The following is a 12,105-nucleotide window of genomic DNA, read 5'->3' on the forward strand; positions in this document are numbered from 1 at the left end:
GTTATAGCACAGGCCGAGTGGTGAAAAAGTGGGTATGTGCATTGAGATAGCGATTCTGCGTGACGGGTTCCAGACAAATGCAGACGTTACATAGGGACGTTTTTATCCCGGAAATCGTCTCGCAAACAGAGAAAGTTGCAGGTGAGGGTGTGGCTTTGCGGCGCTACAGTCATGGCATCTTATTTCCAGGTGACGGATCGCCATGAACAAAGCGCCGACTTCCACACCGCATGATGCGGTTTTTAAAACATTTTTACGTCACCCTGAGACTGCACGGGATTTTCTGCAAATACATCTTCCTGCCTCGCTACGCGAACTTTGCGATCTTCAGACGCTGAAACTCGAGTCAGACAGTTTTATCGAAGAGAATTTACGTGCGTACTATTCCGATGTGCTGTGGTCGGTGAATACGACAGAAGGGAATGGATATATTTATGTGGTGATTGAACACCAAAGCACGCCGGATGCGCATATGGCATTCAGACTGATGCGCTATGCAGTTGCGGCCATGCAGAAACATCTGGATGCCGGACATCAGCAGTTGCCGCTGGTGGTGCCGATGCTGTTCTATCACGGCGCTAAAAGTCCGTACCCTTATTCGCTATGTTGGCTGGACGAGTTTGCCAACCCGAAGCTGGCACGCCAGGTGTATGCTGCGGCGTTTCCGCTGGTGGATATTACGGTTATTCCAGATGACGAAATTGTGCAGCATCGACGCATGGCGCTGTTGGAGTTAATCCAAAAACATATCCGTCAGCGCGATCTTATGGGGCTTGTTGAGCAAATTGTTTCCTTGCTACTTACTGGAGTGACTAATGACAGCCAGATAAAGACGCTGTTTAATTATATTTTGCAAACTGGCGATGCACCTCGCTTCAGTGAGTTTATTCGTGGGGTTGCTGAACGTTCACCGCAGCATAAGGAGCATTTAATGACGATCGCAGACAGATTGCATGAGGCTGGATTTCAAAAAGGGTGGCTTGAGGGTCTGCAAGAGGGCCAGCAAAAAGGTAAGCAGGAAGGTAAGCAGGAAGGTAAACAAGAAGGTCTAATCGAGGGGCGACGTACTGAGGCGTTGCGCATTGCCCGCACCATGCTGGTCGACGGTACTGATCTCAGCACGGTGCAAAAAATTACCCGACTTTCCGTTGAAGATATTCAGGGCGTAAGCCATTAGAAATGACCTAAACCGTGCAATCGCCAGCCCGGTAGCACCGAGTGGTCTGATTTACTCTATCGCCACCTTTACCGCTTCCCCGAGTTTTTGCATCACTTCCCGATGCTTCTCGTTTGGCGGCAACGCGCAGTTGATGCGTACGCAGTTGCGATACTTTCCTGATGCGGAGAACAGCGAACCCGGCGCAACCTGGATTTTGAGGCGACAGAGCTGCTTAGCGACACAGACCATATCGACCTGGTGCGGCAGCTCGACCCACAGCATAAAGCCGCCTTTCGGTCGGGTGACGCAGATCCCGCAGGGGAAGTATTCCCGTACCCAACAGGTGTAGATCTCCATATTCCGCTGGTAGATCTGACGCATACGGCGAACATGCCGATGATAATGCCCCTCACGCACGAAAGCGGCGGCCGCCAGCTGCGTAACAGGAACGTTAGTGCCGATGACGGCATATTTCATATGCAGAAATTTATCGTGATAACGACCGGGAATAACCCAACCGACGCGCAGCCCCGGCGCCACGGATTTGGTAAATGAACTGCACAGTAGCACCCGACCATCGCTGTCCCAGGAGTGTATTGTGCGCGGACGGGGATATTCCGTGGCAAGCTCTCCGTACACATCATCTTCAAAAATAACAATATCGTGCTGCTGGGCGAGGGCGAGGACCGCCCGCTTACGTGCATCCGGCATAATAAATCCGAGGGGATTATTGCAGTTAGGAACCAGAATCACCCCTTTAATCGGCCACTGATCCAGCGCCAGTTCCAGCGCTTCAATGCTGATCCCTGTATCCGGATCGGTTGGGATCTCTATAACTTTGATCCCTAATCCGCGTAGCAACTGCATCGTGCCGTAATAGGCGGGCGATTCTACGGCGACGATATCTCCTGGCTGGCAGACTGCCAGCAGCGCCAGTGACATCCCGCTCTGACTCCCGCTGGTGATCACAATATCATCCGCATTGATGACCGAACCTCCGTCCAGCATGAGCCGGGCAATCTGTTGACGCAATTCGCGACAGCCTGGTAATTCATCGTAGCCCAGAACCGCCTTGAGATTATGCTGCGCCACGCGACTTAGCTCGCGCCAGAGCGGCTTCAGGCTGGGTTGATTGATATCGGGCACGCCACTGCTAAAAGGGATTATCGATTTGTCTGCATGACCTGCAAGCATGTCCAGCACCTGATCCCACTGGGTTATCTCGACTGGACGTTGGACCGGGCGCGACATCAGCGGCACCGGCGGCTGTGCTTTTTGTGGTGCGACAAAATAACCGGAACGCGGCTGCGGCGTGATCAGCCGTAGTTGTTCCAGCGTCTGATATGCCTGCTGGACGGTGCTGATGCTGACCCCGTGCTCCTGGCTCAGGCTGCGTACCGAAGGCAGTTTTTCGCCATGGCGATACAGACCTTGCTCAATGCGTTCGGCCAGCAGATTGGCCAGATGTTGGTAACGCGTCATGCTGTATCCCTCATGGGTACCATACAGATTAACAAACCGGTACAGATTGGCGTGAAAAAAGCGATGCAGAACTCTTTTTAACCAATCTGTATGTTAAATAAAAGTACTTTGTGAGTCTGTATTGTTTTGGGCCAAATCCGTGAAGATAAAGCCTCTGGCAAGGCGGGGAGGCAAGGTATGGAATTTCACGAGAATAAAGCAAAACAGCCGTTTATTGGGTTTGTACTGATCTGGCGGGCATACAAGGCGTGGCGGCTGCGAGCGCAAACGCGGCGCCTATTGCAACAGATGAGCGACGAGCGGCTGCGGGACGTCGGACTGCGACGCGATCAGGTGGAGTGATTTTCTTTCATCGACAGAGGCTGGGGTTATCGCCCGGCCTCTTTTGTATTCATGAGATTTATCAATTCATGCTTCTGAATGCAGTGTTTCTTGATACTTACCCTGATAAGTATTATTTTCTTCTCAGCGATGAGGGGAAGGATACATGACTGAAGATGAACTGTTTGCCCGCCGTCCGATGGGGATGCGCATGGCAATGGTGGTGCGCCAGTGGCGGGCCATTATTGATGCAGCCATTACCGACACTGGCCTGACGCAGTCAAGCTGGACGGTACTGATGCAGCTGTATCAACTGGGAGACAACGTCTCGGTCAGTGAACTGGCGGAGGTGCAGGGTATTGAACTGCCGCCGCTGATGCGCACTCTCTCACAGCTGGAAAAGCACGGCTATCTGTTGCGTTCCACATCGCCTTATGACAAACGCATTCGCCTGCTCACGCTGACCGAGCAAGGCCGCGCAAGGCTGGAAGAACTAAACCGGGTGATTGAGAACTACCAATATCGCGTCACGTGTACCATCCCCGAAGCGGAGCTTGCCGCCTTCAGCTCGACCTTAAATCAACTTGCCTGCAATTTGCGGACAATCCGCGAAGAAGACAATCAACACTAAAAAACTATGATGACCCCAGAACAAAAATTTGCCCGTTGGGTAAGGGTGAGTATTGCCGCTTTCCTGGTAATATTCGCCTGGTTTATCGTTGCCGATATCTGGATCCCGCTAACACCGGACTCCACGGTGATGCGTGTAGTAACGCCTGTTTCCTCACGCGTATCCGGCTACGTCTCGCAGGTGCATGTACATAACAATAGCCAGGTGAAAAAGGGCGACTTGCTGTACGAACTGGATCCGACGCCATTTATCAATAAGGTCGAGGCTACGCAAATCGCCCTTGAGCAGGCAAAGCTGAGCAACCAACAGCTGGATGCGCAGATCGCCTCTGTGCGTGCCAACCTGCGCACCGCGCAATTTAACGCCCGGAACGACAAGACCACCTTTGAACGCTATCAGCGCCTGAGCGCCATGCAGAACGTGTCGCAAGCCGATCTCGACAAGGTGCGCACCGCCTGGCAAACCAGCGAGCAGTCGGTGTCGGCGCTCAATGCCAGTATTCAGAACCTGCTGATCCAACGCGGCGAGCGCGATGAAAACCGCAACGTGACGCTGCAAAAATACCGTAACGCGCTGGAAGAGGCGCAACTGAACCTCGGCTGGAGCAAAGTATATGCCCAGACCGACGGTACGGTGAGCAATCTCCAGCTTAGTCCCGGACTTTATGCCACCGCCGCCACGCCGCTACTGGCGCTGGTCAGCCACCAGACCGATATCGTGGCCGACTTTCGCGAGAAAAGCCTGCGCCACACTCGGGTGGATACCGATGCCGCCGTAGTGTTCGACGCCATGCCGGGCAAGGTTTTCTCTGCCCGCGTCACCAGCAGCGATGCCGGTATTCTGGCGGGTCAGGAGCAGGTTAATGGCCAGTTGTCGCAACCGGAACAGTCTACCCGCTGGGTGCGCGACGCCCAGCGTATGCGTATTCACGTCGCGCTGAACGAACCGCTCGACACGCCGTTGCCGACCGGGGCACGCGCCACAGTGCAGTTGTATAACAGCGAAGGGATGTTCGCCCGCACCTTTGCCGGAGCGCAGATCCATCTCGTTAGCTGGCTGCATTATGTCTATTAACACCCTGGCTCACGTCTTTACGCCGCACGGGAATATTGTCTACACCGCCAATGATTTTCGCCAGACCCTGCGTATCTCGGTTGCCGGGACAATCGCGCTGAGTATCTCGACCTTTTATAACGTGCAGTACGGCGTGTTCTTTGTGGTTTATCCGCTGATGCTGCTGTCGCTGGTACCGGTGTTCAACCGCCATGTGGCCAAACAGTTTGTGTTCAGCGCGGCAGTGAACTGCGTCGAAATGGTACTGATTGTCGGCTATCTCTCACAATGGCCGCTGATTATGACGCTGGTGGTATTTGGCCTGTACGTGGTGCGTTTTCGTTTGATGAGCAAAGGACCGCTGTTTCTGTTCGGCTCAATGGGCGTGGTGTGCCAGAGCACGATGCTCAACTTTATGAGCTATCCCACCACCAACTGGCATACGCTGATGTTCTCCAATATGGAAGCCTGCGTCATGGCGGTGGCGCTAAGCGCGTTGCTGCATTATCTGATCCCGGACGTGGAACCCCGCCAGCCGCCGCCGCGCATTGAGAAAGATGACGCCCGGGTGCGCCACGAGTCGCTGCTCTCCGGTTCGGTGGCGACAATGATTTTTGTGGTCTTTCAGATTTGTGACTTGAGCGATTCGCTGTCGGCGCTGATGGCGGGGATTTTGATCCTGTTTCCGATGCATTATCGCGGCGCGGTGTTGAGCTCTCTCTGGCGCGTGGTCGGTGTGGTGCTGGCTTGTCTGTACATTCTGCTGGTGCAACTGCTGGTGTATGATTTCAGCAATCATATGCTGCTGATGATGCCGCTGATTGGCCTTGGACTGGCGTTCAGCGCCCGCCTGCACGTGATGGAAAAAGTCGGTGCGGGCGTGGGTTTTGCCAGTATCACCACCATCGGCATTATGTTCGGCCAGAACCTGCATCCGGATCAGGACCTGGTGTTCAGCGATCTCTACCGCATCACCTCCGTTACCGTCGCGCTGCTGGCCACGTTAACGATGGTATTTCTGGTGCACCGCGTTTTGAACTGCTTTGCGGCGACACGATTTGTGATCACCGAGTGAGTGGAAGGTGAGTGCCGGATGGCGGCTGCGCCTTATCCGGCCTACGGGAAGCGGAATTTCCAGGCCCGGTAAGCGTAGCGCCACCGGGCATCAGGGCGGTTATTTCTGCCTGAGCGACTTCGCCGAAATCACGTCGATAAACTCCTGTACCTGCTGTTGCTTACGCGCGGACAGCTTGCACACCCGACGCAGCGACTGCAATAACGCCGGTTCTTCCGGCTCCGGCAGTTTTGCCGTCAGTACAATGCAGCCTGGCATCACTCTGACATCGAATGGGGTTCCGGTGGTAAAACCGGCAGCTTCCAGCCACTGGCCTTTCATAATAATTGCCGGAACATGCGTGTAATCCGGATAACGACTCGCATAACTGACGGTGGCGGCGCGGTTATTTGCCGGGGAGACTTCTGGATCGGTGAATTCTGCAATAGAATGCGGGGTAGTCATGATGGCTATTCTCCGAGAATAGTGATTGTGATTAGCGAGGCGCTCGTGTTGCAGCACGGGCGTCTTGCGTTAAATACCTGTACATATCATCAGGGAATAGAAGGAAAGTCCAGCTGAAAATGAATGAAAATAAGGGTGTGGATGCGGGGATGGATTATTTCTGGTGATGGGAATAAAGCGGCTATTTAGCCGCTTTATTGGTTTATAGGGGCGGGTTAATTTATGGCGGCGTCGGTGAGGGCGTCGGCCAGGTGGAGCTGGGTTTGTTGGGCGGATTGGATATAATGATTTACTTTATCGCATAGGGCTAATAACTCATTTGTTTTTTTTACTATTCTTTTCTGTTCTTGCAATGGTGGAAGTATAACCATTATTTCACGGATAGTACTCATTGATAAACTTGGTTGCGCGGTAGCTTTTAACGATTTAAATATCTCATTACGGCCAGTTAAACTATTTAGATATATGTTTAAATAATGGCTGTCGATATCGGAGAAAGGTTCTATTTTTGCTACGTTCGGAGCAAGATGCCATCTTTTGTTTTCTTCAAAAATGCAAGTGTCACCTATCCCTGCTCCAATAAAAGTCATTAAAAGACATTCGGTTGACAATGCACTTCTATTTAATTTTTTTGACACATCATATGATATGAATTTAATATTGTCTTTTTTCAGGTTGAATGCTTTTACATTCTGGGCCCTCACAACGGGAACCTCGCCAGCATCTTCTAGAGAAAAGTAGTTAGTATATTCAAACCCTGCCAACTTAGTAATGAATGCCAGCTCATTTAACAAGATGAATGATGAGGTTTTTGGAATTTGTATATCAGGATAAGGAACTCCATCAATTTTTTTATTTTTTTGAATCTCTTTATTTTCGATACGTTTTTGTTGATGAGATTTTGCACGGGAGAGCAATTTTTCTACAGGTTCATCGTTCGGATCCTGCGGCACCAGTTTGCCCATCACCGCCAGTTGCAGAATGGTCTGTTTTAAGGCGTCAATACTGGCTTCGGTGGTAAACAGCGCGTCGAAATGCTCGCTGATACGCGCCCAGTTTTCGGCCAGTTCATCGGCGTTCTGGCTGCCGGTTAGCGTGGTTAGCAGGGTGTCAACCAGCTGTTGATGGGCGTCCAGGCTGGTCAGGGAGTGCTGTTCCAACTGGTCACAGAGGGACATGAGTTCTTTGATTTTTTTAGTTATGCGGACCTGTTCGGATGACGGAGGAACTGCGATTATCCCAGAAAAGAACTGCTTGTCATTGATTGCCGGATAGGCAACTCCTGTCTGACAACTTTCAACATAATTAATAAATACAGGAGAACGTAGATAATAGTATATGAAATTAGCATTCATCGCGGTGTAAGGATGAATAATGGCAAAGGCTGTGCTAGCGATCGGCTCTGGGGAGAAGACGTTCTCAATGATCGCTATATTCAATAAATATGGGCGGACAGTTGAATATATAACGGTTCCTTTTTGAACGATTTTTCTTGCTCGGGATGGTGCATCTTTCGCTGAAAGAATAGATGGCTCTTCAATAATGCCATACTCTTTATTTATTGAGCCGACATCAATGTAAGTGAAATCTTCATCAGGTGTTTTTTGTCCCCAATCATGACCAATTTCACTAATCTGTACCCACTCCCACCCCTCCGGTAGCTCAAATGGTTTCTCCTCCTCGCTAATCTCCGGCAGCGGCTTGGGCTTTTTAATCTTCCCCTGCTTCACCAGCTCGGCCTTTTCCGCCGCAATGCGCTTCAGTAACTCTGACGCCGGTTCATCGTTCGGATCCTGCGGCACCAGCTTGCCGCGCACCGCCAGTTCCAGAATCAGCTCGCGCAGCTTCTTAATACCGTACAGGTCGATCTTACCCGAGCTGCCGCGCCCGGCCGTGGATCGGGTTTGCTGCGCCGTGGTCCAGGTATCGATATGGTCGACAATCAGTTTTTCCACCGCCATCAGTTGGCCTCCTTACCGGAGAGCGCCGCGCCGAGGATATCGCGCAGCTGGTGGCGCAGACTCTGGATTTCTTCCTGCTGTTTGGCATATTGCGCCAGCAGTTCGTCCGGGTCGTGGCTGACGGTTTCCGCCTGGTGCGGGTTCTTGATATCGAGGTTAAAATTGCGGGCAATCACCTCGTCGATGCTGACCTTCCACGCCTGTTCGTTCTCGACGCGGCTGGCGAAGCCGTCGGCCTCGTTGCCCCACCAGTCGATCTCGGCCTGAAATTCTTCAAACTTCATCGGCTTGGTTTTGCTGTAGTTCTTCACGCCCGCCGGGTACGGGTGCTCGTAGAACCAGATGTCTTGGGTCGGCTGGCCTTTGGTAAAGAACAGCAGGTTGGTTTTGATCCCGGTGTACGGGTTAAACACGCCGTTCGGCAGACGCACGATGGTGTGCAGGTTGCACTCCTCGGTGAGCAGCTTTTTAATCTTGGTTTTCACGCCTTCGCCAAACAGCGTGCCGTCCGGCAGCACCACCGCCGCGCGGCCGTTTTTCGCCAGCACTTCAATAATCAGTTGCAGGAACAAGTCCGCCGTTTCGCGGGTCTGCATTTCTGCCGGGAAGTTCTTCTCGATGCCGTCTTCTTCGGTGCCGCCGAACGGCGGGTTGGTAACGATCACATCCAGCTGTTCATCCCACGACGACAGCGGCTTGTTGAGGGTGTTGTCGTGACGAATTTGCACCGGCACTTCAATGCCGTGCAGCAGCATATTGGTGGTCGCCAGCAGGTGCGGGAGCTGCTTTTTCTCCACGCCGTGGATCTGCTGTTGCAGCGTCTGGTGATCGGCCACACTCTGCACGTATTTGTTTTTTACGTGATCGAACGCGCAGGCGAGGAAGCCGCCGGTGCCGCAGGCCGGGTCCATAATCGACTCGCCGAGTTTCGGATCGACGCGATCGACCATAAAGCGGGTGACGGCGCGCGGGGTATAGAATTCACCGGCATTGCCCGCCGATTGCAGATCTTTGAGGATCTGTTCATAAATGTCGCCGAACAGGTGGCGTTCGCTGGCGCTGGTGAAGTCGATTTCGTTGAGCTTGTTGATCACCTGACGCAGCAGGGTGCCGTTTTTCATGTAGTTATAGGCATCGCTGAACGCCTGTCTGACCACAAAGCCGCGCGGGTTCTTATCGATAGGCGCGGTGAGGTTTTTCAGCGCCGGGAACAGGTCGTCGTTGACGAACTCCAGCAGGGAATCACCGGTAATGCCTTCGGCGTTCGCCGCCCAGGTGCGCCACAGGTAGCGCTGCGGAATAGGGTACTGGTAGTTATCCTGCTCCAGTTCCAGCGCCTCTTCCTGGGCGTCAAAGATTTTCAGAAACAGCAGCCAGGAGAGCTGGCCGAGGCGCTGCGCATCGCCGTCCACGCCGGCGTCTTTGCGCATAATGTCCTGTAATGACTTGATAACTGAGCTGATTGACATGATGTGTTCCATGTTTCATTAACAATAAGGCCTTCTGCTACGCGATGGCAGCAGAAGGCGCAAAAGGGGAGTGGTTACGCGGAGCGGGGCGGTAAGTGGTAGATTTCGCTCTCCAGCTCGCTGATGGCCTGATTATACCCGTTACGGTCGCCGAATCCGCTTTTAATGATCTCCGGCAGCGTACCCATGCTGTCGAACGGCTTGAGCTTCAGCACCTGAATACTCTCTATTTCCTGCACGCCCGCGTCGGCGTATTTATCCAGCAGCGTATTCAGCACCGCCTGCGCGGCGTCGGAGTATTTGGTGAAGTAGTTGCGCTTGCGCACGTTCTCCGCCCGCTCTTTGCGGGTTAACGGCGGCTGACCATACACCACGTGGCACAGCATGTCGAACGGGTCGAGATCTTTACCGACCTCTTCCGCCAGCACTTCCCAGATAATCCCCTGCTGCTCCAGTTCCTTGATGATGGCTTCTTTGCGCTCGGCGTCCTGCCACTTGCGGGTGAAATCATCCAGCGAGGCGTACTCTTTGAGCAGCGTTTTGCGGGTGTAGTCTTTGAAGGATTCGGTGACCAGCTTGCCGTCGGCGTCGTAATACTGCACACGCTGGGCGATCACGCCGACGGCGACGCCGTTGACGTGAAACTTGCGCACTTTGTTTTCGTCATCTTCCGGCAGCGGGCCGACATCGTCTGGACCGGTGACGGTATAAGGCGCGGGATCTTCATCGGCCCCGGTGATGTCATCTTCGGTCTCTTCTTCGTGTTCGTCGAACTGCTCTTCAAAATCGGAGTCCGGGTCGGCGATATCTTCCGGCGTGGTGTCCATCACCTTTTCCGGGATACCGTCGAAGCGTTCGTCGGCGAACAGTTCGGTGGCCTTTTTGAAGTCGAGGATGGTGAACCACAGCTTGCCGTAGCGTTCATCGATGCGGGTGCCGCGACCGATGATCTGCTTGAATTTAGTCATCGACTGAATGTTTTGATCCAGCACCACCAGTTTGCAGGTTTTGGCGTCGACGCCGGTGGTCATCAGCTCGGAGGTGGTGGCGATAACCGGATAGGCCTTTTTAGGGTTAATAAAGTTATCCAGTTGGGCTTTGCCGATGTCGTCATCACCGGTGATTTTCATCACGTACTTGTCGTTCTTTTTGACCTGTTCCGGGTTGAGATTGACCAGCGCGCGGCGCATCCGCTCCGCGTGATCGATGTCGTTACAGAAGATGATGGTTTTATCCATCGGGTTGGTGCGCTTGAGGTAATCGGTAATGGTTTTCGCTACCAGTTCGGTGCGCTCATCAATCACCATCGTGCGGTCAAAATCTTTCTGGTTGTAGATGCGGTCGTCGATCAGCTCGCCGTTTTTATCCGTCTGGCCTTTGGTCGGGCGCCAGCCCTGGAGATCGACGTCGATGTCGACGCGCACTACTTTGTATGGGGCAAGGAAGCCGTCTTCGATACCTTCTTTCAGCGAGTAGATATACACCGGGTCGCCGAAGTAATCGGTGCTGGAGACTTCATGGGTCTCTTTCGGCGTGGCGGTTAAGCCAATCTGCGTGGCGGCGCTGAAGTAGTCGAGGATTTCGCGCCACGCGCTGTCTTCCGAAGCGCTGCCGCGATGGCATTCGTCAATCACAATCAGGTCAAAGAAATCCGGCGCTACCTGTTTAAAGGCTTTTTGATCTTCTTCCGGGCCGGTGATGGCCTGGTACAACGCGAGGTGGATTTCAAATGCCGGGTCGATGGTGCGCCCGGTGACCTTGGTCATTGCCGTGCCAAATGGCAGGAAGTCGTTATTTTTGGTCTGATCGACCAGAATGTTGCGATCGGCGAGGAACAGGATCCGCTTCTTACTTTTCGCTTTCCATAAGCGCCAGATAATCTGGAAGGCGGTATAGGTTTTTCCCGTTCCGGTCGCCATCACCAGCAGAACGCGGTTCTGCCCGGCGGAGACGGCTTCAATGGTTTTGTTGATGGCCTGTAGCTGGTAATAACGCGGTGCTTTGCCGCTGCCGTCGTCGTAGTAGTCCTGAGTAATCACCGGAAGTTGAGCTTCGGTGTAGCCTTTTGATAAGCACAATTTTTGCCACAGTTCCGAGGGAGAAGGGAATTCGCCGAGGGTAATCGGCTTTTCCATTAGTTCGCCGTCAGCAACCGTGGCATCGCGGAAGATAAAGCCATCGCCGTTGGTGGCAAAGACAAAAGGAACGTCCAGCAGACGTGCGTACTCGATCCCCTGCTGCATCCCTTTGCCGATTTCATGCTTATTGGCTTTGGCTTCAATGACCGCCAGAGGAATACCCGGTTTGTAATACAGCACGATATCGGCGGATTTCACCGTTCTACGCGCTGCGACTTTGCCACGCACGATGACCTTACCGTCCCGGAGTTTGACCTCTTGTCTGATTTGCGTTGTGTCGTTCCAGCCAGCATCAAGGATGGCGGGCATAACGCATTTGGTGATGATGTCTGCTTCCGTCAGGGTACTTAGGTTCAGGTCAGCCATGTCCGT

General features: G+C 53.2%; 10 protein-coding genes. 5 read left to right on the forward strand and 5 right to left on the reverse strand.

Annotation, left to right across the window (positions count from 1 at the left end):
- The first annotated feature begins 202 nt into the window (after window positions 1-202).
- The gene (locus tag WC1_RS20945; protein WP_016149494.1) at window positions 203-1,177 is read left to right on the forward strand and encodes an Rpn family recombination-promoting nuclease/putative transposase; all 975 of its coding nucleotides are present in this window, start codon (window positions 203-205) and stop codon (window positions 1,175-1,177) included.
- Window positions 1,178-1,228: 51 nt separating this feature from the next.
- Here the strand turns inward: WC1_RS20945 and WC1_RS20940 are convergent, their stop codons facing one another.
- Window positions 1,229-2,641 carry an aminotransferase-like domain-containing protein gene (locus WC1_RS20940; protein ID WP_016149495.1) on the reverse strand — a complete coding sequence of 471 codons (1,413 nt, stop codon included), beginning with the start codon at window positions 2,639-2,641 and terminating at the stop codon, window positions 1,229-1,231.
- A gap of 177 nt (window positions 2,642-2,818) precedes the next feature.
- On the opposite strand from WC1_RS20940, the gene WC1_RS23215 reads away from it, so the two are divergent.
- From WC1_RS23215 to WC1_RS20925, 4 genes are all read left to right on the forward strand, one after another.
- The gene (locus WC1_RS23215) at window positions 2,819-2,983 is read left to right on the forward strand and encodes a DUF1127 domain-containing protein (RefSeq protein WP_003019180.1); all 165 of its coding nucleotides are present in this window, start codon (window positions 2,819-2,821) and stop codon (window positions 2,981-2,983) included.
- A gap of 145 nt (window positions 2,984-3,128) precedes the next feature.
- Entirely contained in the window at window positions 3,129-3,593 is a 465-nt protein-coding gene (locus WC1_RS20935; protein WP_016149496.1) for a MarR family winged helix-turn-helix transcriptional regulator, read from the forward strand.
- A 6-nt stretch (window positions 3,594-3,599) separates the two neighbouring features.
- Window positions 3,600-4,667: an HlyD family secretion protein gene (locus WC1_RS20930; protein ID WP_016149497.1), complete on the forward strand. Its 1,068-nt coding sequence runs from the start codon at window positions 3,600-3,602 to the stop codon at window positions 4,665-4,667.
- A complete protein-coding gene (locus WC1_RS20925) occupies window positions 4,657-5,721 on the forward strand; it encodes a DUF2955 domain-containing protein (protein ID WP_016149498.1) in 1,065 nt (354 codons plus the stop codon). Before WC1_RS20930 ends, WC1_RS20925 begins: the two co-directional genes overlap by 11 nt.
- A gap of 99 nt (window positions 5,722-5,820) precedes the next feature.
- Here the strand turns inward: WC1_RS20925 and symE are convergent, their stop codons facing one another.
- From symE to hsdR, 4 genes are all read right to left on the reverse strand, one after another.
- Window positions 5,821-6,165, reverse strand: a complete 345-nt coding sequence (gene symE, locus WC1_RS20920; RefSeq protein ID WP_016149499.1) for an endoribonuclease SymE — start codon at window positions 6,163-6,165, stop codon at window positions 5,821-5,823.
- A gap of 215 nt (window positions 6,166-6,380) precedes the next feature.
- On the reverse strand, window positions 6,381-8,126 hold the full coding sequence (locus WC1_RS20915) for a restriction endonuclease subunit S (RefSeq protein WP_016149500.1): 1,746 nt from the start codon (window positions 8,124-8,126) through the stop codon (window positions 6,381-6,383).
- Complete coding sequence (locus WC1_RS20910) at window positions 8,126-9,595, reverse strand: N-6 DNA methylase (RefSeq protein WP_016149501.1); 1,470 nt, start codon at window positions 9,593-9,595, stop codon at window positions 8,126-8,128. Before WC1_RS20910 ends, WC1_RS20915 begins: the two co-directional genes overlap by 1 nt.
- A 74-nt stretch (window positions 9,596-9,669) precedes the next feature.
- Window positions 9,670-12,099, reverse strand: a complete 2,430-nt coding sequence (gene hsdR / locus WC1_RS20905) for an EcoAI/FtnUII family type I restriction enzme subunit R (RefSeq protein WP_016149502.1) — start codon at window positions 12,097-12,099, stop codon at window positions 9,670-9,672.
- Window positions 12,100-12,105: the final 6 nt, after the last annotated feature.

This window comes from Citrobacter sp. KTE30 (genome assembly GCF_000398825.1).
In the GTDB taxonomy this organism is placed as follows: domain Bacteria; phylum Pseudomonadota; class Gammaproteobacteria; order Enterobacterales; family Enterobacteriaceae; genus Citrobacter; species Citrobacter freundii.